20 protein-coding genes are annotated in these 23218 nt (G+C 46.9%); all 20 read left to right on the plus strand.

Annotated features, from left to right (window positions below; genetic code table 11):
• Positions 1-130 precede the first annotated feature (130 nt).
• The 20 genes from V1499_RS09570 to V1499_RS09665 all read left to right on the plus strand — a co-directional run bounded on the left by V1499_RS09570 (position 131) and on the right by V1499_RS09665 (position 22609).
• Positions 131-1654, plus strand: coding sequence for an ABC transporter ATP-binding protein (locus V1499_RS09570; protein WP_409275738.1), 1524 nt, complete (start codon positions 131-133; stop codon positions 1652-1654).
• A complete protein-coding gene (locus tag V1499_RS09575) occupies positions 1651-2730 on the plus strand; it encodes an ABC transporter permease (RefSeq protein WP_409275740.1) in 1080 nt (359 codons plus the stop codon). The genes V1499_RS09570 and V1499_RS09575 overlap by 4 nt, the downstream gene beginning before the upstream one ends.
• A 1-nt stretch (position 2731) precedes the next feature.
• Entirely contained in the window at positions 2732-3682 is a 951-nt protein-coding gene (locus V1499_RS09580; RefSeq protein WP_409275742.1) for an ABC transporter permease, read from the plus strand.
• A gap of 228 nt (positions 3683-3910) precedes the next feature.
• Entirely contained in the window at positions 3911-5197 is a 1287-nt protein-coding gene (yfmF, locus tag V1499_RS09585) for an EF-P 5-aminopentanol modification-associated protein YfmF (RefSeq protein ID WP_409275744.1), read from the plus strand.
• Positions 5190-6491 carry an EF-P 5-aminopentanol modification-associated protein YfmH gene (yfmH, locus tag V1499_RS09590; RefSeq protein WP_409275746.1) on the plus strand — a complete coding sequence of 434 codons (1302 nt, stop codon included), beginning with the start codon at positions 5190-5192 and terminating at the stop codon, positions 6489-6491. Before yfmF ends, yfmH begins: the two co-directional genes overlap by 8 nt.
• Positions 6492-6651: 160 nt before the next feature.
• Positions 6652-7374: an elongation factor P 5-aminopentanone reductase gene (ymfI, locus tag V1499_RS09595; protein WP_409275748.1), complete on the plus strand. Its 723-nt coding sequence runs from the start codon at positions 6652-6654 to the stop codon at positions 7372-7374.
• 80 nt (positions 7375-7454) lie between these two features.
• Positions 7455-7712 (plus strand): DUF3243 domain-containing protein, encoded by a 258-nt coding sequence (locus V1499_RS09600; protein ID WP_053599944.1) that lies wholly within the window; start codon positions 7455-7457, stop codon positions 7710-7712.
• Positions 7713-7863: 151 nt separating this feature from the next.
• Complete coding sequence (locus V1499_RS09605; RefSeq protein WP_409275750.1) at positions 7864-8655, plus strand: DUF3388 domain-containing protein; 792 nt, start codon at positions 7864-7866, stop codon at positions 8653-8655.
• Between the two features lie 12 nt (positions 8656-8667).
• Complete coding sequence (locus V1499_RS09610) at positions 8668-9579, plus strand: helix-turn-helix domain-containing protein (RefSeq protein ID WP_409275752.1); 912 nt, start codon at positions 8668-8670, stop codon at positions 9577-9579.
• Between the two features lie 58 nt (positions 9580-9637).
• On the plus strand, positions 9638-10216 hold the full coding sequence (gene pgsA, locus V1499_RS09615; RefSeq protein WP_409275754.1) for a CDP-diacylglycerol--glycerol-3-phosphate 3-phosphatidyltransferase: 579 nt from the start codon (positions 9638-9640) through the stop codon (positions 10214-10216).
• A gap of 30 nt (positions 10217-10246) precedes the next feature.
• Positions 10247-11488 carry a competence/damage-inducible protein A gene (locus V1499_RS09620; protein ID WP_409275755.1) on the plus strand — a complete coding sequence of 414 codons (1242 nt, stop codon included), beginning with the start codon at positions 10247-10249 and terminating at the stop codon, positions 11486-11488.
• 283 nt (positions 11489-11771) lie between these two features.
• Positions 11772-12815, plus strand: coding sequence for a recombinase RecA (gene recA / locus V1499_RS09625; protein ID WP_409275756.1), 1044 nt, complete (start codon positions 11772-11774; stop codon positions 12813-12815).
• Between the two features lie 359 nt (positions 12816-13174).
• Entirely contained in the window at positions 13175-14737 is a 1563-nt protein-coding gene (gene rny / locus V1499_RS09630; RefSeq protein WP_409275758.1) for a ribonuclease Y, read from the plus strand.
• A gap of 324 nt (positions 14738-15061) precedes the next feature.
• Positions 15062-15859 (plus strand): TIGR00282 family metallophosphoesterase, encoded by a 798-nt coding sequence (locus V1499_RS09635; RefSeq protein ID WP_409275759.1) that lies wholly within the window; start codon positions 15062-15064, stop codon positions 15857-15859.
• A gap of 173 nt (positions 15860-16032) precedes the next feature.
• On the plus strand, positions 16033-16293 hold the full coding sequence (spoVS, locus tag V1499_RS09640) for a stage V sporulation protein SpoVS (protein WP_010193268.1): 261 nt from the start codon (positions 16033-16035) through the stop codon (positions 16291-16293).
• 156 nt (positions 16294-16449) lie between these two features.
• Positions 16450-17373: a dipeptidase gene (locus V1499_RS09645; RefSeq protein ID WP_409275763.1), complete on the plus strand. Its 924-nt coding sequence runs from the start codon at positions 16450-16452 to the stop codon at positions 17371-17373.
• Positions 17374-17668: 295 nt separating this feature from the next.
• A complete protein-coding gene (locus V1499_RS09650) occupies positions 17669-19402 on the plus strand; it encodes a 2-oxoacid:acceptor oxidoreductase subunit alpha (protein WP_409275765.1) in 1734 nt (577 codons plus the stop codon).
• Positions 19403-20269 carry a 2-oxoacid:ferredoxin oxidoreductase subunit beta gene (locus V1499_RS09655; protein WP_409275767.1) on the plus strand — a complete coding sequence of 289 codons (867 nt, stop codon included), beginning with the start codon at positions 19403-19405 and terminating at the stop codon, positions 20267-20269.
• A 345-nt stretch (positions 20270-20614) separates the two neighbouring features.
• Positions 20615-22174 carry a tRNA (N6-isopentenyl adenosine(37)-C2)-methylthiotransferase MiaB gene (gene miaB, locus V1499_RS09660; protein ID WP_409275769.1) on the plus strand — a complete coding sequence of 520 codons (1560 nt, stop codon included), beginning with the start codon at positions 20615-20617 and terminating at the stop codon, positions 22172-22174.
• On the plus strand, positions 22175-22609 hold the full coding sequence (locus V1499_RS09665) for a RicAFT regulatory complex protein RicA family protein (RefSeq protein WP_409275770.1): 435 nt from the start codon (positions 22175-22177) through the stop codon (positions 22607-22609).
• The last annotated feature ends 609 nt before the right edge of the window (positions 22610-23218 follow it).

A 23218-nucleotide genomic window follows, 5' to 3' on the forward strand; every position in this document is an offset into this window, starting at 1 on the left:
CTTTTGTATATTGGACTTGAAATATAGTACTCTTGCAAACTACCAGGCCCGAGGAAGGTTTTTTGATCCGGAAAACGGGTTTTTCCTTTTAACATGAAGGAAACAGTAAATGGCAAAGGTGAGTGTAACGATGAATTATGTAGTTGAAATGCTTAATATCCGGAAGGAATTCCCGGGTATTGTTGCCAACGATAATATCTCCCTGTCTTTAAAAAAGGGGGAAATACACGCTCTCCTCGGTGAAAATGGCGCGGGAAAATCAACCCTGATGGGCGTCCTTTTCGGGATGTACCAGCCGGAAAAGGGAGTAATCAAAGTTCGAGGCGAAGAAGTTCGCATCACAAATCCAAACGTCGCGACAAGGCTTGGAATCGGGATGGTGCATCAGCATTTTAAGCTGGTGGAAAATTTTACAGTTACCGAAAATATCATTCTTGGGAGCGAGCCATTAAATTACCTTGTCCTTGATATTGACGGTGCGGCTAGGAGAATTGAAGAGTTATCAAGATCATACGGCCTTAATGTGGATCCCCATGCGAAAATTGAAGACATCTCTGTTGGAATGCAGCAAAGGGTTGAAATTCTTAAAATGCTCTACAGGGAAGCGGAAGTCCTGATTTTTGATGAACCGACAGCGGTATTGACTCCGAGTGAAATCGATGAACTTATGAAAATTATGCGCAATCTGATAAATGAGGGCAAATCAATCATTATCATCACCCATAAACTTAAAGAAATTAAAGCCGTGGCGGATCGATGCACGGTAATTCGAAGAGGGAAATCGATTGGTACTGTGGACGTGGCCGAGACTAGCACAGAACAACTTGCCGAAATGATGGTCGGACGCCATGTATCCTTTAAAGTGAATAAGAAAGATAGTACGCCAGGCGATGTCGTATTGAAGATAGATTCTCTTTCCGTAAAAAACAACAGAAAAGTGCTTGCGCTGAAAAACTTCTCACTTGAAGTGCGCGCAGGGGAAATCGTCGGGATAGCCGGGGTTGACGGGAACGGCCAAACAGAACTTGTTGAGGCCATTACCGGACTCAGGAAAGCGGATTCAGGATCAGTCCAATTAAATGGCGAGGAAATCATTGCCCTTCCCATTAGGGATAGAATCGAAAAAGGGATCGGGCATATACCGGAAGACAGGCAGAAACGCGGCCTCGTGCTTGACTACACCCTCGAATCCAATATGGTTTTGGAAGTTTTCAATAAGAAGCCTTTTGCAAAATACGGTTTATTAAATGAACCGGAAATGAAAAAATATGCGAATAATATCCTTGAAAATTTCGATGTCCGTTCCGGAAAAGGCGCAGCGTCGATAGCCCGTACACTATCAGGCGGAAATCAGCAAAAAGCGATTATCGGAAGGGAAATTGAACTGGATCCGAAGCTATTGATTGCGGTCCAACCGACAAGGGGGCTGGACGTCGGTTCAATTGAATATATCCATAAACGGCTTATTGAGCATCGGGATAAGGGGAATGCCGTTTTACTCGTTTCCCTCGAGCTTGATGAAGTCCTCCAGCTCTCAGACCGGATAGCCGCCATAAACAATGGGGAGTTAATCGGCGTCGTAAATGCATCCGAAACGAATGAAAACGAAGTAGGGCTCATGATGGCTGGGGTAGACAAGGAGAGAAACGTATGAGAAATGCCATTGTATCTTTAATTGCAATTGTTCTCGGCCTCATTGCTGGTGGGATTTTGATGCTCTTTATCGGCAGCAACCCTATTGAAGGGTATATGTATTTGATGCAGGGAGCATTTATGACCATCAAGCGTATCGGTGACACGCTTGCCACCGCTACACCGCTTATTTTTACTGGTCTTTCAGTAGCATTTGCATTCAGGACAGGCCTTTTCAATATTGGTGCTTCTGGGCAAATGCTGATTGGCGGCCTATGCGCCTCCGCGGTTGGCCTGACTTTTGATTTTTCACGGCCGGTCCTTCTGCTTGCAATGATTGCGGCTGGCATCCTGGGCGGCGCATTGTGGGCGTTTCTACCCGGATTGTTGAAAGCGAAATTCAACGTCCATGAAGTCGTCGCGACAATCATGATGAACTGGATTGCTTATTGGGCCGTTTATTATGTTGTACCTGGCTATTTTAAAGGTGAATTCCTTGAAACTGAATCGAAGAAATTGCCGGAAAAAGCTACCTTGAAAGTCGAGTTTTTGACGGATATGTTCCAGGGTTCCTATATCAACTTCGGAATATTCCTTGGTATTATCAGTGTCATCATTATCGCTTTCATTATTAACAAAACAACGCTTGGGTTTGAACTAAAAGCAGTTGGATTTAACAGGCATGCAGCGGAATACGCCGGGATGCGCGTAAACAGGAATATCATCCTATCCATGTTGATTTCCGGAGCGCTTGCAGGCCTTGGCGGTGTAGCGCTTTATACAGGTAACGCGTCAAGCATCCAGATTGGAATCCTTCCTTCACAGGGCTTTGACGGCATTGCGGTGGCATTGCTCGGGAACAATACTCCGTTTGGCGTGTTTTTCTCTGCCATTCTGTTTGGGATTCTTTATTCCGGTACAGGCTTTATGAATGCCATGACGGAAATTCCTCCAGAACTGGCTAACACCATCATTGCTATCATCATCTATTTCGCGGCAACGAGTGTACTGATCCACCGCCTTGTCAATAGATTCTGGAAGCGCGGTTCCGAAGGCAATGTGAACGATGTGCCGGCTGCAAAGAAGGGGGAAGCATAATATGTGGACCATCATAGAGCAAATATTTCCATATGCGATTGCTTTTACAATTCCTCTTCTGATTACTGCATTGGGCGGCCTTTTTAGTGAAAGAAGCGGTGTTGTCAATATTGGTTTGGAGGGCTTGATGATCATTGGTGCTTTTTCAAGCGCGATCACTGTCCACTTCCTGAGCGACATATGGAAGAATGATACAGCGGTTCTTTGGGCTGCGCTTTTCGCAGCGATGGTGGCTGGCATCCTGTTTGCCACCCTGCACGCTTTTGCGAGCATCAATTTGAGCGCGAACCAAATCATTAGCGGTGTGGCTATTAATCTAATTGCAGCAGCGCTGACGATTTTCCTTGCAAGAAACATGACCGGAAGCGGAAATATCGGTGTAAGAGGATTTTCTCCTAAATCGGTTCCCGTACTTTCAGAAATCCCTGTCTTAGGTAATTTGTTCTTTACGAAAACATATCCTACGACATGGTTTATCCTTTTTATTCTTTTCGTCAGTACCTTTATTTTGTATAAAACGAGATTCGGTCTCCGTTTACGGTCTTGCGGTGAATTCCCGCAGGCTGCCGAGGCCGCGGGGATCAATGTGCTGAGAATCCGGTACGCGGGTGTCCTGATTTCAGGAGCTTTTGCCGGATTGGGCGGTGCGATCATCATCCTTACGTATGCAGGCGAATTCACCGGTACAGTATCCGGGCTTGGATTCCTTGCCCTAGCTTCCCTGATTTTTGGCCAGTGGAGGCCGCTAGGTGTATTGGCCGCAACGTTCTTCTTTGGATTCGCTAGTACAATCGCGAACGTTTCGCAGGTTATTCCGGAACTGGCCGTCATTCCGCCAATCATCCTGAAGATTTTCCCTTACGTCGTAACGTTGATTGCACTGGTCGTATTCTCCAAATCGTCCCAGGCGCCAAAAGCGGTCGGCGAACCATTCGACTCGGCGAAACGGTAGTCTTTTGGAGAACAGTTTTAAATGCCTGAAAACAGTTTCCATCTGAAACACTTAAGCCTCCTGGTCATCCGGGAGGCTTTTTTAATGCTTGCATACATAAGCTGTAAAGTTGTAAAAACGAGTCCTGACAAATTATAGTTAGAATAGAATGTAAATGGCATGGGGAAAATAATATGGCAGAAATATGGATATTATTGCCTATTGCTTTTACCAAAGGAGGCCTAAAACATGAGCTTATTACCTGAACAAACGTTTTCCATGCAGGGATATACCCTTCATGTAACAAAGACGGAAAAATATAAAACGAATGCGATTGTTTTAAAAATGAAAGCGCCCTTAAGTGAGGAAACGGCCACACTAAGGGCCCTTCTCCCGCATGTCCTGCAAAGTAGTTCGACCGCATACCCAACGACCACTTTGCTTAGGTCGTACCTGGATGACCTGTATGGGGCGGTCTTAAGTGTGGATCTCGCTAAAAAAGGAAACTCGCATATCATTACGTTTTTTATGGAAATTGCAAATGAAAAATTTCTTTCAGACCAGACTCCGCTTTTAAGAAAAGGAATGGAGCTACTGAGGGAAATCATACTTAACCCTCTTCTTGAAGGGGAAGGATTTCACCGTGCTACAGTCGAAAAGGAAAAGCGGACGCTGAAACAAAGGATCCAGTCAACGTTTGATGACAAGATGCGCTATTCAAGCTTCAGGCTGATCGAGGAAATGTTCAAGGGGGAACCTTATGCGCTCAACGTGAATGGACGCATTGAGGATATCGATGGGATTACTCCTGAACGTCTGTATGACTATTACCGCACAGCCCTTTCCGGGGATGAAATGGACATATACATTGTCGGCGATGTCGAGGAAGAAACGGTGAAAGGTATAGCCGGGGAACTTTTTCACTTTGATAAACATGAAGCAAAAACACCGGCAAACGCTCCTCTTTCGAGAAATGGGGAGCCAAAAGTGATTAAGGAAGCGCAGGATGTGAAGCAGGGCAAGCTGAACATCGGTTACAGGACAAATATCCTCTATGGAGATCCGGATTATCATGCGCTTCAGGTTTTCAACGGAATCTTCGGTGGCTTTTCCCATTCAAAATTGTTTATCAACGTTCGCGAGAAGGCAAGTCTCGCTTATTACGCAGCAAGCAGGCTTGAGAGCCATAAAGGCCTGATGCTCGTCATGTCGGGAATCGATCTGAAAAATTTCGACCAGGCCGTCGGGATCATCAAGGAACAGATGGAAGCGATGAAAAAAGGCGATTTCACGGATGATGAGCTGGAACAAACAAAGGCTGTTATCGTGAACCAGCTTCTTGAAACGATCGATACGAACAGGGGCATCGTCGAAGTTCTTTACCACAATGTTGCTGCCGGAAAAAGCATTCCTTTTGACAGTTGGATCAAGGGAATGCAGGAAGCGACCCGCGACGACATTGTTGCAGTTGGTGAGAAAATCGAACTTGATACGATTTATTTTTTAACAGGAAAGGAGGATGCCAATAATGGATAAAATCCAGTTCGGCCAATTAAACGAAGAACTTTATTACGAAAAAATGCCGAATGGGCTCGATGTGTATATCCTCCCGAAACAAGGGTTCAACAAAACGTATGCCACATTTACAACCAAATACGGTTCGATCGACAACACATTCAAGCCCCATGGCAAGGACGAATTCGTCAAGGTTCCGGATGGAATTGCCCACTTCCTTGAGCATAAGCTGTTTGAAAAGGAAGACGGCGATGTGTTCCAGCAGTTCAGCAAACAGGGGGCGTCCGCGAACGCGTTTACTTCCTTTACAAGGACCGCCTACCTTTTTTCAAGTACGTCCAGAGTGGAAGAAAACCTTGAAACGCTCGTTGATTTCGTCCAGGATCCGTATTTTTCCGAAAAGACGGTTGAAAAGGAAAAGGGGATCATCGGCCAGGAAATCACGATGTACGATGACAATCCGGACTGGCGCCTCTATTTCGGCCTAATTGAAAACATGTACCATGCACATCCTGTTAAAATCGATATTGCGGGAACGGTTGAATCAATCGCAAAAATTGATAAAGATATGCTATATGAATGCTACTACACTTTCTACCATCCTGCGAATATGCTGCTGTTCATTGTCGGTCCGGTTTCACCGGAAAAGATGATGGACCAGGTGAGGGAGAACCAAGCCCGGAAACAATTCACGGACCGTCCTCCTGTAGAAAGAAAGTTTGAAACGGAGCAGGCAGGCGTCGCGAAGGCGAAACAAGTGCTGAAAATGAACGTCCAAACGCCAAAATGCCTTGTCGGGCTTAAGGCCGCGCATACAGATACAAAGGGTAGGGAAATGCTAGTTCAGGAATTGTCGGTTAATTTGTTGCTAGATATCCTTTTCGGAAAAAGTTCTGAAAACTATATCCGCCTTTATGATGACGGACTAATTGATGAAACGTTCTCGTTCGATTATACTCAGGAGCAGGGATTCGGGTTCGCGATGATTGGCGGCGATACCGCAAACCCTGATGGGCTGGCTGACGCATTAAGGGCCATCCTTCAGCAAACAAAGGATGGCAACATATCCGAGGAGCAGCTTGAGCGGGCAAAACGGAAAAGGATTGGTTCGTTCCTAAGGGCGGTCAATTCGCCTGAATTCATCGCCAACCAATTTACTCGGTATGCGTTCAATGAAATGGACCTTTTCTCTGTCGTGCCGGAGTTGGAGAAAATCACGGTCGATGACATCCGGAACGTAGCAAGGGACCTTTTCTCGGAGGACCGTTTTTCAGTATGCCAGGTAGTGCCTGCTGGAAGCACTCAGGCAGGGTAAGCAGTGAAACCTGCTGCATGGCACAGGGGCTTATCCTCCCTTTTGTCTGGTAAAGCACAGATGCCATTTGGCGATTAGCCTCACAAATATTAAAATTACGAAAGCGCCGATTCAGGCGCTTTTTTAGAGAAATCAGGTTAACTGGATTGGGGTTGGGGAAATGCGGGAATTCGCATTGATCACAGGTGCGAGCGGCGGAATCGGCCAGGCAATCGCAGCCGAGCTGGCCGCACGTGGCTATAATTTATATCTACATTACAATTTGAATAAGGAAGCGGTCGAACGCCTGTCAGCCAAGCTTTCAGTGCATGGAGGGGAATACGTGCCTGTCCGGGCTGATTTTTCAAAGCTGGGGGGGTACAAGGAATTGCTCCCAAGCCTGGTTGGGGTTAATGCGATTGTGCATTGCGGCGGAACAGCCGCATATGGGCTATTCCAGGACATGGAGGATGAAGAGGTGGCAGGCCTTTTCAATATCCATGTCCTAAATCCGATCCTGTTGACGAAAGCGTTAATCCCGGAACTTTTAAAAAAGAGAACGGGCGGCATCGTCTTTATTTCATCCATTTGGGGACAAACAGGGGCAGCATGTGAAACGGTTTATTCCGCCGCGAAAGGCGCGCAAATAACGTTTGTTAAAGCGTTGGGAAAAGAGCTTGCACCGAGCGGGATCAGGGTGAATGCGATTGCACCGGGTGCCGTGGAGACGGCCATGCTTTCGGGGTTTGCCCCGGAAGAATTGGAGGTTCTGTCAGGGGACATTCCGATGGGCAGGCTTGGCCGGCCTGAAGAAATCGCCAATGCGGCTGCCTTCCTGCTTTCTGGTGAGGCATCGTATATTACGGGACACATCCTGTCCGTCAATGGAGGATGGTATACGTGATACGCCTTGAAAAATTCAGGTATATTTTCACCCTCCCTCCGGAAAACTAACGTTGTATTATGAAAACAGGAGGGAATACGATGTCTGTACTCGATAACTGGAAACAGTGGGAAGACTTCCTCGCAGATAGGCTTCACCAAGCCCAGGACGAAGGTGTCAGCAAAGATGTTGTTTCGGATTTGGCCTATCAGATTGGCGATTATCTCGCAAATCAGGTTGAACCGAAAAACGAGCAGGAGAGAATCCTTGCCGATCTTTGGTCTGTAGCTGACAAGGATGAGCAGCAAGCCATTGCCAACATGATGGTCAAGCTTGTCCAAAATAACGGTACCCGCTAAAAGAGAGGACACCCTCTCTTTTTTTCTTTTTACGGGAAGAATGGTGGAAACATCAATCATATTGTTTTTCCTTTCATCTTCTAACAAAATCATATAATATAGGTTTAGATAATATGATGAAATTTGTCAGAAGCTCGGCCAGGAGGTAACTATGGCAATGAAAGAATGGTACGTTGAATATGAAATCAAACAAAACCGGCCTGGCTTGCTGGGCGATATCTCATCTCTTCTTGGCATGCTCTCCATCAATATTGTAACGATCAACGGAGTCGACCAGGGCAGGCGCGGCTTGCTTATCCGCGCTGATAACGATGACTTGATCGAGCGTCTTGAGTCGATTTTGAACACAATGGATACAATAAAGGTAATCAAAATACGTGAACCGAAGCTAAGGGACCGGCTGGCTGTCAGGCATGGACGGTACATCCAGCGCGACGCCGATGACAAAAAGACTTTCCGGTTTATAAGGAATGAGCTTGGCGTCCTCGTTGATTTCATGGCCGAATTATACAAGCAGGAAGGCCACAAATTAATTGGGATCAGGGGCATGCCCCGGGTTGGAAAGACGGAATCGATTGTGGCTGCAAGCGTCTGCGCCAATAAAAGGTGGCTATTTTTATCTTCAACCCTTTTAAAACAAACAATCAGGAGCCAGCTGCTTGTAGACGAATACGGTGAAAACAATATCTATATTATCGACGGGATAGTTTCGGCCAAAAGGGCAAACGAAAAACACTGGCAGCTTGTCCGGGAAATCATGCGCCTGCCCGCTGTCAAGGTAATTGAGCATCCGGATATTTTTATTCGGAATTCGGAATACACTATGGAGGATTTTGACTATATCATTGAACTCCGTAATGATGCTGACGAAGAAATTACTTATGATGTGGTCGATAAGGAAAACGAACCGTTTGCATCCGATTTTGGAGAATTCAATTTTTAATAAGGTTGGAAGGTGTTTGAATTGACTGAATTGGGAAACCGATTGAAGGAGGAACGGCTTGCAAAGGGCATGAGCCTTGATGACCTCCAGGCAGCAACCAAGATACAGAAACGATATCTTGCCGGCATTGAGGAAGGGAAATATTCCAGCATGCCCGGCGACTTCTACGTCCGTGCATTTATCAAGCAATACTGTGAAGCGATTGGCCTGAATGCGGACGAGATTTTCGATACATACAAGGGGGACATCCCTTCCCCATACCAGCAGGATTTGCCTGAGCAGCTTTCACGTGTGAAATCCAAGAAAGGGCTATCGGATGGAGGTTCCAGAATTTTTGAGATCCTTCCGAAAATATTGATGTGGGTGGTTGCTTTGGGAGTGGCCGCGCTTATTTATTACTTCTTCCAACAAAACGCCGGGAATGATTCCAGCTCGGCCGATGGCGATACAAAGGCCCCAGCCTCAATTGTCGAGCCCGATACAAAAGAAAAAGAAGATGAACAGGACGACCAGCCTGATGCAGGCAAAGATGCGGGTGAAGAAGACAGTCAGCAGGAAGAAGAACCCGACGAGCCCGAGACCCCTGCCCAGGAAATAGCAGTGGTGAAATCCGAAGGGCGGAATACGTCCTATGATTTAAATAACGCGGAAAAATTTGAGCTGAAGGTTGTTTCCAAAGGTGAAACCTGGGTAAGTATAAAAAATGGCAGTGGCAAGACTTTCTTCCAGGGAATATTGGCTGTAGGCAAACCGGAGAGCGAAAAAACAGTTGATTTTTCCAATGAAGCGGAAGCGGTATTAGTTGTCGGGAATACTGTTGATACGGATATCTTTGTGAATGGGCAGAAGCTGGAATATGCTGTGCCGCCAACAGATAGGGTCCGGCAGGATATTACGATCCGCTATAACAAAGGGAGCGAATAGTCATCCTGTATGATGGCTATTTTTTCTCGCCTTAAACAATAACCTTGGAGGAAAGCAAATGAATGTACCTAATAAGATAACCATCTCGAGAATTTTACTAATCCCTTTATTTATGATTATTGTCCTGTTCCCGTTTAATTGGGGGACGGTCAGCCTGCTCGGAGCGACAATGCCAGTCACCCACCTGGTTGGTGCGTTGCTGTTCATCGTTGCAGCAGCGACGGACTGGGTTGACGGCTTCTATGCCAGGAAATACAAGCTTGTCACAAATATGGGGAAATTCCTTGACCCGCTTGCCGACAAGCTGCTTGTATCCGCGGCGTTGATCGTGCTGGTTGAACTTCAATTCGCGCCATCGTGGATTGTCATCCTGATTATCAGCAGGGAATTCGCCGTAACCGGATTGCGTCTCCTCCTCGTAGAGGGCGGGGAAGTCGTTGCGGCCAATATGCTTGGCAAAATTAAGACATGGGCGCAGATCGTGGCAATTTCGGCCTTGCTACTCCACAACATTATTTTTGAAATGATATCCATTCCGTTTGATGATATCGCCCTTTGGGTAGCATTGTTCTTCACCCTTTGGTCCGGGTGGGATTATTTTGCGAAAAATATGCATGTCTTTAAAAACTCCAAATAAAGCTTTTATAGTTGAAGGTGTGATCGATGGGTGAATGCTGAAATTATTGCAGTCGGTTCCGAGCTTTTGCTCGGCCAAATTACGAATACAAACGCGCGCTTCCTTTCCGGGCAGCTCGCGCTGATTGGAATCAATGTGTACTTCCATACAGTTGTAGGGGATAATCCAGGCCGTCTGCAGCAGGTGCTCGAAATTGCCGAAAGCCGCTCCGACCTGGTGATCATTACTGGCGGCCTTGGCCCAACGAAAGACGATTTGACGAAAGAGACGATTGCCTCCCATTTGGGAGTTGGACTTGAAATGGATGAGGTGGCAATGGAATCGATCGAGCTTTTTTTCAAGCGGACCAACCGGGTGATGTCTGAGAACAACCGGAAACAGGCGCTTGTTTTAACAGGTTCTCAGGTGTTGCCGAATGATCACGGGATGGCGCCGGGCATGCTCCTAAAGAAAGGGGAAAAGCTTTATATGCTGCTTCCCGGGCCGCCGAGCGAAATGGAGCCGATGTTCCTCACGTACGGCATTAAGGCACTGACCAGCAGGCAGTCCTCCCAGGAGCAAATTGTCTCCAGGGTACTCCGTTTCTTCGGAATTGGGGAAGCGATGCTTGAGAATGAAATTGAAGATTTGATTGACAGCCAATCAAACCCCACCATCGCCCCGCTCGCTTCGGAAGGGGAGGTCACTCTCCGCCTGACTGCCAAGCATTCGATTTTGGGAAGTGCCATTGAATTGCTCGATGACACGGAAAAGAAAATCCTCGACAGGGTTGGCAATTATTTTTATGGGTATGACGATACTTCCCTGATGAATGAGCTAGCCAAAAAATTGAAGGATACGGGACTGACGATTTCCTGCGCCGAAAGCCTGACCGGCGGGATGTTCCAGGAGGAATTTACAAGCATACCTGGTGCGGGTTCAAGCCTTAAGGGCGGCGTCGTTTGCTACACGAATGAAGTGAAGGCAGGAATCCTTCATGTCAAAAATGAAACGATCGAAAAGGAAGGGGTTGTCAGCGCAAAATGCGCGGCGGAGCTTGCCGAAAACGTCGCCAGCCTGATGAATGCCGATATTGGGATCAGTTTCACAGGTGTCGCCGGACCGGATGAACTTGAAGGAAAACCGGTCGGAACCGTTTATATCGGCATCAGCTTGAACGGGAAGCCAGCCCGTGTGGAGAAGCTGAATCTAGGTGGAGGAAGGCGTGCCAACCGGATCAGGACCGTTAAGTACGGCTGCCATTTTTTGCTGAAGCATCTGAACGAAGGGTGAGAAGCCTAATGGGGCTTCTTTTTCCATTTGTACAGGAAGATAAATTTTCAGACAATGGGGCAAAACAGCTCAATCTTGGTGGACAAATCGGTTAAAAGCCTTGTTTTCATAAGAGATTCAGCTATTTTGGAGCCGGTTGCCTTCTGAAAAAAAAACGAATAAATGTTCGTATTTTTACTGGACAAACGCAATGGAAAATTGTATATTATTTATAGAAGCAATTTGCTAGATTAGAGTCAATCGCTTATGCTTTTATATATATGATTTTGAAGGAGGAAACACAGTGAGTGATCGTCAGGCTGCCTTAGAAATGGCCCTAAAGCAAATAGAAAAACAATTCGGCAAAGGTTCAATTATGAAGCTCGGTGAAAAGACGGAGACAAGGATTTCCACAATCCCTAGCGGCTCGCTCGCACTTGATGCAGCCCTTGGGGTAGGAGGATATCCGAGGGGACGTATCATCGAAATTTATGGACCGGAAAGCTCGGGTAAAACGACAGTGGCGCTCCATGCAATCGCTGAAGTCCAGGCTGCTGGCGGCCAGGCTGCTTTCATTGATGCCGAGCATGCTCTTGACCCGGCATATGCGCAAAAGCTTGGAGTCAACATTGATGAGCTTCTTCTTTCCCAGCCGGATACCGGAGAACAGGCTCTTGAAATTGCTGAGGCGCTCGTCCGAAGCGGCGCGGTGGACATCGTTGTCATCGACTCCGTTGCGGCATTGGTTCCAAAAGCTGAGATTGAAGGGGAAATGGGAGACTCACACGTCGGTTTGCAGGCCCGCCTTATGTCCCAGGCACTCCGCAAACTATCCGGGGCAATCAACAAATCGAAGACGATCGCCATTTTCATCAACCAGATCCGTGAAAAAGTCGGCGTCATGTTCGGAAACCCTGAAACAACTCCGGGCGGCCGCGCTTTGAAGTTCTATTCTACGATCCGCCTCGAAGTACGCCGTGCCGAAACATTGAAGCAGGGCACCGATATGGTTGGGAACAAAACAAAAATCAAGGTTGTCAAAAATAAAGTCGCGCCTCCGTTCAGGACAGCGGAAGTCGATATTATGTACGGTGAAGGAATCTCCAAGGAAGGCGAAGTCATTGACATTGGCTCCGAACTGGACATTGTCCAAAAGAGCGGCTCCTGGTATTCCTATAATGAGGAGAGGGTTGGACAAGGCCGGGAAAATGCGAAAATTTTCTTAAAGGAAAACCCTTCTGTCCTGCGCGAGATTCAGCAGAAAATCCGCGATCATTATGGCCTGGACGGCGAAAAGACCGTCACGGAAGCGGATGAGGATCCCGAACAGTTTGAACTGATTGATTAATGCTCAAAAGCAAAGCCATAGCGGCTTTGCTTTTTTGGTTTGCAGGGACACAAAGGAAAGCGCCCGAGAATAAACATCGCAGGGACAGGCGATTTTTGCCTGTTGCGAGGCGGTCTTTGCCTGTCACGAAGGCGCTTGCGCATTTTGTTCTTGTCCTGTATATTCCAGATTATTGAAATGGGTTAAAGGACAAACCCTTGACAATAAATATTGACAGCTATACAATTAACATTGTATATTTTACATTTTTGGTAATTTTACATGTTAAAAAGCCTTGGTGCTTGCTGTATGTTGATTGACAATGTACATGCCGACACTTGAAAATGTAACAAAAGTTCATAGCAAGAGGAGGTGTAACGATGGATCCATTTACTATCATCATCTCCATTTTGCTTGGCCTATTCGTCGGTGCGGTTGTTGGCTATTTTATTCGTAAATCCTTTGCGGAAAAACAAGTAGCTGGAGCAAAAAGCGAAGCAGCCTTGATTCTTGAAGATGCGAAGCGCGATGCGGAAGCCTCCAAGAAGGAAGCATTGCTTGAAGCGAAGGATGAAATTCACAAGCTTCGGACAGAAGCTGAACGTGAGGTTCGCGAACGAAGAAACGAACTGCAAAAACAAGAAAACCGTTTACTGCAAAGAGAAGAAAATTTGGACCGGAAGGATGAAACGCTCAACAAGCGTGAAATTCTTTTAGAGAAGAAGGATGATTCTCTTAACCAAAGACAACAGCATATTGAACAGATGGAAAGCAAAGTGGACGAGATGGTACGGGCCCAACAGGTTGAGCTTGAGAGGATTTCAGGCATGACCAGGGAAGAAGCTAAAGCGATTATTCTGGACCAGACAGAGAAAGAACTTGCCCATGACATGGCCATGATGATCAAAGAAACAGAGAACCGCGCGAAAGAGGAAGCTGACAAGCGGGCGAAGGATATCCTTTCCCTCGCAATCCAGCGTTGCGCGGCCGACCATGTGGCAGAAACCACTGTATCAGTTGTCAACCTTCCGAATGATGAGATGAAAGGCCGTATCATTGGCCGTGAGGGACGGAATATCCGCACCCTTGAAACATTGACAGGTATCGATTTGATTATCGATGATACCCCAGAAGCGGTTATCTTATCCGGGTTTGACCCAATCCGCCGCGAAACTGCCCGCCTAGCGCTTGATAAGCTCGTGCAGGATGGACGGATTCACCCGGCGCGTATTGAAGAAATGGTTGATAAGGCACGCCGTGAAGTCGATGAGCACATCCGTGAAATCGGCGAACAGACGACGTTCGAGGTCGGAGTCCATGGATTGCATCCTGACTTGATCAAGATTCTCGGACGACTGAAGTTCCGTACGAGCTACGGACAGAACGTGCTCAAGCACTCAATGGAAGTGGCCCACCTTTCTGGGCTGTTGGCCGCTGAACTTGGGGAAGACGAGACACTGGCTCGCCGCGCGGGACTGTTGCATGATATCGGAAAGGCAATCGACCATGAAGTGGAAGGAAGCCATGTTGAAATCGGCGTGGAACTTGCTACGAAGTACAAGGAACACCCGGTTGTTATCAACAGCATTGCTTCCCACCATGGAGATAAGGAGCCTACTTCCGTTATCGCCGTTCTGGTAGCAGCAGCTGATGCATTGTCAGCCGCACGCCCTGGCGCACGGAGTGAAACTCTAGAAAATTACATCCGCCGCCTGGAAAAACTGGAGGAGATTTCCGAATCCTATGATGGAGTCGAAAAATCATTCGCCATTCAGGCAGGGCGCGAAGTAAGGATCATGGTTAAGCCAGAGGCAATCGATGACTTGGCAGCCCACAGGCTGGCAAGGGATATCCGCAAACGGATCGAAGAAGAGCTTGATTATCCGGGACATATTAAAGTAACGGTCATCCGTGAAACCCGGGCAGTGGAATATGCTAAGTAAAAAATGGACAGCGGCAGTCATGCCGCTGTCTTTCATTTTTAATGGCGACATGTTTTTTTAACTGGGAATCGGGACACAGATTTCGTTTTAGGAGCGGTATGAGTCTCGAAAACCTCGGAATCGGGACACAGAATCGGTTTTAGGGGCGGTATGAGTCCCGAATATTCTGGAATCGGGACACAGAATCGGTTTTAGGAGCAGCATGAGTCCCGAAAACCTGAAGGCCAAAAGAATAGACTGTTGTTGCCAACGTTCACGTGGGATAAGAGGTACAGTAATGTGATAAAATGAAGGAAAAGACAAAAATTAGCATTGGAGACTAACATGAATATATTATTTATTGGTGATGTGGTAGGTTCCCCGGGCCGGGATATGGTAAAGGAATACCTGCCGAAGCTTAAAGAAAAATACAGGCCTCATCTGACGGTAATAAACGGGGAAAACGCCGCGGGAGGCAAGGGGATTACGGAAAAGATATACAAAGGATTCCTTGAGTCTGGCGCTCAGGCGGTTACACTTGGGAACCATGCCTGGGACAACCGGGAAATCCTCGACTTTATAGACCGGGCTAAAAATATGGTCAGGCCCGCAAATTTTCCAGAAGGAACTCCGGGAAAAGGAATTGCCTATGTGAAAATTAATGAGCTGGAGGTTGCTATCATTAATTTGCAGGGCCGAACGTTCTTGCCGGCAATCGACTGCCCTTTCAGGAAAGCGGATGAATTGGTGGCCGAAGCAGGGAAAAGGACGCCGTTCATATTCGTTGATTTCCATGCGGAAGCAACAAGCGAAAAACAGGCGATGGGCTGGTATCTTGACGGTCGTGTATCGGCAGTTGTCGGTACGCATACACATGTTCAAACGGCCGATAACCGCATTTTGCCGGGAGGGACGGGGTTTATAACGGATGTAGGGATGACTGGGCCGTATGACGGTATTTTGGGCGTTGAGAGGGACGCAGTGTTGAAGCGGTTCCTCACATCCATGCCTGTCAGGTTCGAGGTGCCCACAGAAGGTCGGTTCCAATTATCGGCGGTTTCCATCGAACTCGACCGGAAAACAGGAAAGGCAAAGAAAATTGAGAGGGTCCTTATCAACGGTGACCATCCTTTTTACTCCTAACACACCTAGCCATGAGCTTCAGGATCGGCAACGGACGAGAAGGGTGAGCGAAATATCCTCCAGCACGGAATATGTCCCATTGGCTATGAATATAGTATGAATGGAATGATATATACCTGATTTGTCCATGAGCTGCTCATGCGGGATCGGGATTATATGAGGAGGAGCTAGGAATGGAAATATTAAAAGTTTCAGCAAAATCTAATCCTAATTCTGTAGCTGGTGCGCTTGCCGGGGTCCTGCGAGAAAGAGGCGGAGCGGAAATCCAGGCGATTGGTGCAGGTGCATTGAACCAGGCTGTAAAAGCAGTAGCGATTGCAAGAGGGTTCGTGGCACCTAGCGGAGTGGATTTGATTTGCATCCCTGCATTTACGGATATCCTCATTGATGGGGAAGAACGAACAGCCATCAAATTGATTGTGGAACCGCGGTAGGCCAAAAAAGAAAAGGTGGCTTTCCGTGCCGGATGCCGCTTCACTTCATTGGGGTAAAACCAAAATTACCGCAAAAACCTGTTTGGTTTTACCAGGCAGGTTTTTTCATGCCATAATAGAAAGTGGGATTGAACCTGAAATGAGGAGATGGCAAGTATGAACATTTTTGACGCGCACTGCGACGTTCTGTTAAAGCTTTTTGAGGACAAAACAATCGATTTTAAGGATTCACCGCGCCTCCAGGCCAATTTTGATGGAATGCAGAAATCGGGTGTGAAGCTTCAATGCTTTGCGATTTACGTTCCTTCCGAGCTTGAGGAGGATCGATTGTTCGATGCCGCGGAAGAGATGGCAACCATTTTTCATCAAAAGATCGTCGGAGAGAACGAAGGCATTGTCCATGTAAAGACGCGGGAGGATATTGCCCGGTTAAAGGATAATGAAATGGGAGCGATGCTGACGCTTGAGGGCTGTGACTGTATTGGGAGTGACATTGAAAAATTGAAAACGCTCCTCGGCTATGGGATATCGTCGGTCGGCCTTACATGGAACTGGGCGAACGCGGTCGCTGATGGAGCTAAGGAGCCGCAGGGGAGAGGACTGACACCTTTCGGGAAGGAAGTTGTCGAGTTGCTGAATGAAACGAAAACATGGTGCGATGTTTCACATTTATCCGAAAGAGGGTTTTGGGATGTAATCGAGCTCGCCGATTACCCAATGGCATCCCACTCAAACAGCCATACTCATTGCCGGCATCCAAGGAATTTGAAGGATGACCAAATCCGTGCCTTGATCCGCAGGGACAGTGTAATGGGGCTAACCTTTGTTCCGTATTTCCTGAATGAGTCGGGAGAGGCCGGAATAAGCGACATACTTCGCCATCTCGATCATGTGTGTTCTCTTGGCGCCGAGGACCATGTCGGCTTTGGATCCGATTTTGACGGCATTGAAAAAACGGTCGATCGGCTTTCTTCGGCTTATGAGTATTCCAATCTAGTAAATGAACTGCAAAAACATTATTCCGAGATACAGGTTGAAAATTTCCTTTTTAAAAACATGGAGAAACGGCTCCCGAAGTAAAGCCTTTTCTAAAAACAATTAGCTGAAATTTCTTTGTCCGAGATGTGTCTTGAAATAAATTCGACAAACTTTTGAAATATAAAAAAAATTCGACATGAAAAACTTTACAAAGGGTTGCTTTTTTGTGAGCATAGGTCTAGAATTGATAGCGTTTAGTACCCCTCCAGATAGATTTCTAGAGTACTTGCTATCCTTAAGTTTCAAGCGTATTTATAGTGGTTTATTTGGAAAAGTGCTACACTTTAGTTGAAGGTCACTACTATAATTTTTTTACATATCCAAAGGGGTGTAAAGCATGATCAATCAACTTTCTTGGAAAGTTGGAGGGCAACAAGGGGAAGGTATTGAAAGTACGGGAGAAATTTTTTCAATTGCATTGAATCGTCTTGGTTACTATTTGTACGGGTACCGCCACTTTTCTTCACGAATCAAGGGCGGCCACACAAACAACAAAATCCGTGTTAGTACAACTCAAGTCCGGTCGATTTCAGATGACCTTGATATTTTGGTAGCTTTTGACCAAGAAACAATCGACTTGAACTACAAGGAATTGCATGGCAAGGGTGTTATTCTTGCCGACGCGAAGTTCAGCCCTAAAAAGCCTGAAGATACACAGGCTGCAATGTATCCGGTTCCATTCACCGATATTGCTACTGAACTTGGCACGTCGCTAATGAAAAACATGGTGGCCATTGGCGCTACTACAGCTGTTTTGGATCTTGATATTTTAGTATTTGAAGAGGTTGTTCGCGAAATCTTTGGCCGCAAAGGTGACCAGGTTGTCGCGAAGAACATGGAAGCGATTAAAGCTGGATATGATTTCATGAATGAGCAGCTTGCTGGCGTCCGCACGATGGAGCTTGGTAAAGCCGATGGAAAGAAGAGGCTGTTCATGATTGGCAACGACGCGATTGCATTGGGAGCGCTTGCAGGCGGTTGCCGTTTTATGGCTGCATATCCAATTACACCAGCATCCGAAATCATGGAATACTTGATCAAAAAACTGCCTCCGCTAGGCGGAACAGTTATCCAGACGGAAGATGAAATTGCAGCGGCTACGATGGCAATCGGTGCAAACTATGCGGGAGTGCGCGCGATTACAGCATCCGCTGGACCAGGGCTTTCGCTAAAAATGGAGGCAATCGGCCTTGCTGGCATAACCGAAACGCCGATCGTCATTGTCGATACACAGCGTGGGGGCCCGTCAACTGGCCTTCCGACAAAGCAAGAGCAATCCGACCTGATGCAAATGATTTATGGAACCCATGGAGAAATTCCTAAAATCGTACTGGCTCCAAGCACAGTACAAGAAGCATTCTACGATACCGCTGAGGCGTTGAACCTTGCGGAAGAATACCAGTGCCCGGTCATCGTCCTTTCTGACCTTCAGCTTTCACTAGGAAAGCAGACAGTGGAGCCGCTTGATTTCAGCAAAGTGGAAATTCGCCGAGGTAAGCTCGTAACCAGCGAGATTCCTGAAAACGATAACAAAGGGTACTTCAAGCGTTATGAAGTTACAGAAGACGGCGTATCGCCAAGGGTTATTCCGGGAATGAAGAACGGAATCCATCACGTGACCGGTGTTGAACACGATGAGACAGGCAAACCGTCCGAATCGGCCGCGAACCGGATCGCGCAAATGGACAAACGCTTCAGAAAGATCAAGAACATCCGATTCAACACGCCTGTGCATACGTATGCACCGCATAAAGAAGCAGATTTGCTGATCGTCGGTTTCAACTCGACAAGAGGCGCTATTGAAGAGGCGATTGGACGCCTCGAAGCGGATGGCCATAAAGTGAATCATGCGCATATCCGTCTGATCCACCCATTCCCGGCTGATGAAATGCTGCCGCTTATGCGCTCTGCTAAACGGGTCATGGTTGTTGAAAACAACGCAACCGGACAGCTGGCTAATATTATGAAGATGAATGTGGGCCATGCCGAAAAAATGTACAATCTCTTAAAATATGATGGCAACCCATTCCTTCCTAATGAAATTTACACAAAAAGCAAGGAGTTGTTCTAAATGGCAACATTTAAGGAATTCCGCAACAATGTAAAACCGAACTGGTGCCCAGGATGCGGGGACTTTTCCGTGCAGGCTGCTATCCAGCGCGCAGCAGCAAACGTTGGCCTTGAGCCGGAACAACTTGCCGTCATTTCAGGGATCGGCTGCTCCGGCCGAATCTCAGGTTATATAAATTCCTACGGTTTCCATGGTATCCATGGCCGTGCGCTTCCAATCGCCCAAGGCGTTAAAATGGCAAACCGCGATTTGACAGTTCTCGCATCCGGCGGGGACGGCGATGGGTTCGCTATCGGGATGGGACACACAATCCATGCGATTCGCCGTAATATCGACATCACCTATATTGTCATGGACAACCAGATTTATGGATTGACCAAGGGGCAAACTTCCCCAAGGTCCGCAGCCGGCTTCAAAACAAAGTCAACTCCAATGGGTTCGATCGAACAGGCTATCTCACCTATGGAAATGGCCTTGACAGCTGGCGCGACATTCGTTGCCCAAAGCTTTTCAACTGACTTGAAAGACCTTACTGCATTGATTGAAGCGGGCATCAATCATAAAGGATTTTCCCTGATTAACGTTTTCAGCCCATGTGTTACGTACAACAAAGTGAACACATACGACTGGTTCAAGGAAAACCTGACTAAACTTAGCGATATTGAAGGCTTTGACCCTCATAACCGCGAGCTCGCGATGCAGACGCTGATGAAGCATAACGGGCTGGTAACAGGCCTAATTTATCAGAACACAGAGCGTAAATCCTATCAGGAGTTGGTAAGCGGCTATTCCGAAACTCCGCTTGCTACTGCAGACCTGAACCTTGATCAGGCTCATTTCGACAAGCTTGTCGGTGAGTTCATGTAATTCAACCTTTGGAATTTTCGAACACCCCGCCTTTTTCTGCCGGGGTGTTTTCTTTTTGCAGGGGGGCAGGGGGGCTATTTTACCAGGGTAGGGATAATTCACGTATGATCGTTTAGCGTGGGAGGCAATGGAGCGGTATTTTCATATTAGCAGGGCGTTCTATCATGGTAACCTGGAAGCTTGTTCATAGGCACTTTTGTTTTATCGGTGCAAGGCTGGACCGGCTGGCATTAGGGGAAGTTTCTATTGTTTTCGCTCTCCTAACCCTTTATACTATAGTAATGTGCAGATTTATATAAAAAGTGTATATTTCTAATAGAAAACCAGCAGGAAAGGAGCAGGACAATGAACGAAAATCAGCGTTTAGAATCCAGCCAGGCAAAAGCTGATAATTCAACGGACAAAAAATCCGCGAAGGATTACAGCAAGTATTTCGAAACCGTGTTTGTGCCGCCTTCCCTTAAGGATGCGAGGAAGCGCGGTAAGGAAGAAGTTAAATACCATGATGATTTTTCCATTTCCGAAGAATTCCGGGGGATGGGCGAAGGCAGGAAGTTTTATATCCGGACTTACGGCTGCCAGATGAATGAGCATGATACGGAGGTTATGGCCGGTATTTTCATGGCGCTTGGCTATGAACCAACCGATAAGACCGACGATGCGGATGTCATCTTGTTAAACACTTGTGCCATCCGTGAAAATGCGGAAAACAAAGTTTTCGGTGAACTCGGACACTTGAAGGGCCTGAAAAAGGAGCGTCCTGACTTGCTCCTTGGAGTCTGCGGCTGCATGTCCCAGGAAGAATCCGTCGTCAACAAAATTTTGAAAACCTACCAGCATGTCGATATGATTTTCGGTACCCATAACATCCATAGGCTGCCAAATATCCTTAATGATGCGTATATGTCGAAGGAAATGGTAGTGGAAGTATGGTCCAAAGAAGGGGACGTTATCGAAAACCTCCCTAAAGTGCGCCGCGGAAACATTAAGGCATGGGTCAATATTATGTACGGTTGTGATAAATTCTGTACGTATTGTATTGTTCCATTCACTCGTGGAAAAGAACGGAGCCGCAGGCCTGAAGATATCATCCAAGAAGTCCGCCAACTGGCTGCTGATGGCTATCAGGAAGTTACTTTACTTGGCCAGAACGTGAATTCTTATGGAAAAGACATAGAAGATATTCAATATGGGCTTGGTGATCTTTTGAATGATATTCGTAAAATCGGCATCCCTCGTGTCCGTTTTACAACAAGCCATCCTTGGGATTTTGACGACCGCCTCATTGAAGTGCTTGCCAAGGGCGGGAACCTGATGCCGCATATCCATCTTCCTGTCCAGTCTGGGTCAACGGAAGTTCTGAAAATTATGGGCCGTAAATATACACGGGAAGAATACCTTGAGCTTGTCCGAAAAATCAAAGCTGCAATCCCGAACGTCGCTTTGACGACTGACATCATCGTCGGCTATCCAAATGAAACGGATGAGCAATTCGAAGAGACAATGACCCTTTACGAGGAAGTTGGCTATGAGTTGGCATACACGTTCATTTACTCACCTCGTGAAGGAACGCCTGCCGCAAAAATGCAGGACAATGTTCCGCTCGATGTAAAGAAAGCCCGGCTTCAGCGTTTGAACAACCTTGTAAATGAGCTTTCGGCCAAAGCAATGAAAACGTACGTCAATCAAATTGTCGAGGTTCTTGTTGAAGGGGAAAGCAAAAACAATCCGGATATTCTCGCCGGTTACACAGACAAGAACAAGCTCGTCAACTTCAAAGGGCCAAAAACTGCAATCGGTAAAATCGTCAAAGTGAAAATCAACGACGCAAAAACATGGTCATTGAACGGCGAAATGGTGGAAGAATCAGCTGAAGAGGCTGTATCATTGGCAGAGGTGAATTAAATGGCGAAGTATTCGAAAGAGGATATCATTGCACGCGCGAAAGACCTTGCGAACATGATTGCTGAAACGGAAGAAGTGGATTTCTTTAAAAAGGCGGAGGCCCAAATCCATGCAAATCCTAAGGTTCGCACCCTTATCGCGGACATCAAGGGACTTCAAAAGCAGGCAGTCAATCTCCAGCATTACGGAAAGCCTGAAGCGCTTAAAAAAGTAGAAGAGAAAATTGCTTCAATCGAACAAGAATTGGACGAGATTCCTGTCGTACAGGATTTCAAGCAATCCCAAGTTGAAGTTAATGATCTTCTTCAAATGATCGCGTCAACAATTTCAAATAAGGTAACGGATCTTGTAATCGAATCAACAGACGGGGATGTTCTCCGCGGTGAAACTGGTGCGGCTGTTAAAAGCGGCGCCGGCTGCGACCACGATCATTAATAGTTTGATGCATCCAGGCAGGCTCAATTTTTGGGCCTGTTTTTTTGTTTAAGGAAACGTGACATTCGAACGTCAAAACCCTGTGTAGTTAGCGCACCACCCTCTGATTCATGACAACGAGGAGCGAAAATCCGGTTTGGTTGTCAGGCAACCCCCTGATTCGTGACAACCAGGAGCCAAAATCCGATTTGGTTGTCATGCAAACCCCTGATTCGTGACAACGAGGAGCCAAAATCCAGTTTAGTTGTCACGCAAACCTCTGATTCGTGACAACGGGGAGCCAAAATCCTGTTTGGTTGTCATGCAAACCCCTTATTCGTGACAACCAGGAGCGAAAAACCCGGTTTGGTTGTCAGGCAAACCTCTGATTCGTGACAACCGGGAGCGAAAATCCGGTTTGGTTGTCAGGCAAACCCTTGATTCGTGACAACCGGGAGCGAAAATCCGGTTTGGTTGTCACGCAAACCTCTGATTCGTGACAACGGGGAGCGAAAATCCCTATTCGTTGTCATTATAATATCTGCAGGCTCACCACAAAGTGGGGAAAACCATTTGCGTTTTCACTCCAAGAAAGCCCCATTTTAAAGACAGCCAGGTTATTTTTCCGCC

Source organism: Neobacillus oceani, assembly GCF_046237595.1.
Classification (GTDB): Bacteria; Bacillota; Bacilli; order Bacillales; family Cytobacillaceae; genus Bacillus_D; species Bacillus_D oceani.

Coding starts and splice junctions, on each gene's coding strand:
- miaB (WP_409275769.1), top strand. CDS start 20,615: ATGAACGAAAATCAGCGTTTAGAATCCAGCCAGGCAAAAGCTGATAAT.
- spoVS (WP_010193268.1), top strand. CDS start 16,033: ATGGAAATATTAAAAGTTTCAGCAAAATCTAATCCTAATTCTGTAGCT.
- V1499_RS09655 (WP_409275767.1), top strand. CDS start 19,403: ATGGCAACATTTAAGGAATTCCGCAACAATGTAAAACCGAACTGGTGC.
- V1499_RS09645 (WP_409275763.1), top strand. CDS start 16,450: ATGAACATTTTTGACGCGCACTGCGACGTTCTGTTAAAGCTTTTTGAG.
- V1499_RS09605 (WP_409275750.1), top strand. CDS start 7,864: ATGGCAATGAAAGAATGGTACGTTGAATATGAAATCAAACAAAACCGG.
- V1499_RS09665 (WP_409275770.1), top strand. CDS start 22,175: ATGGCGAAGTATTCGAAAGAGGATATCATTGCACGCGCGAAAGACCTT.
- V1499_RS09600 (WP_053599944.1), top strand. CDS start 7,455: ATGTCTGTACTCGATAACTGGAAACAGTGGGAAGACTTCCTCGCAGAT.
- yfmF (WP_409275744.1), top strand. CDS start 3,911: ATGAGCTTATTACCTGAACAAACGTTTTCCATGCAGGGATATACCCTT.
- yfmH (WP_409275746.1), top strand. CDS start 5,190: ATGGATAAAATCCAGTTCGGCCAATTAAACGAAGAACTTTATTACGAA.
- rny (WP_409275758.1), top strand. CDS start 13,175: ATGGATCCATTTACTATCATCATCTCCATTTTGCTTGGCCTATTCGTC.
- V1499_RS09575 (WP_409275740.1), top strand. CDS start 1,651: ATGAGAAATGCCATTGTATCTTTAATTGCAATTGTTCTCGGCCTCATT.
- pgsA (WP_409275754.1), top strand. CDS start 9,638: ATGAATGTACCTAATAAGATAACCATCTCGAGAATTTTACTAATCCCT.
- ymfI (WP_409275748.1), top strand. CDS start 6,652: ATGCGGGAATTCGCATTGATCACAGGTGCGAGCGGCGGAATCGGCCAG.
- V1499_RS09580 (WP_409275742.1), top strand. CDS start 2,732: ATGTGGACCATCATAGAGCAAATATTTCCATATGCGATTGCTTTTACA.
- V1499_RS09635 (WP_409275759.1), top strand. CDS start 15,062: ATGAATATATTATTTATTGGTGATGTGGTAGGTTCCCCGGGCCGGGAT.
- V1499_RS09650 (WP_409275765.1), top strand. CDS start 17,669: ATGATCAATCAACTTTCTTGGAAAGTTGGAGGGCAACAAGGGGAAGGT.
- V1499_RS09570 (WP_409275738.1), top strand. CDS start 131: ATGAATTATGTAGTTGAAATGCTTAATATCCGGAAGGAATTCCCGGGT.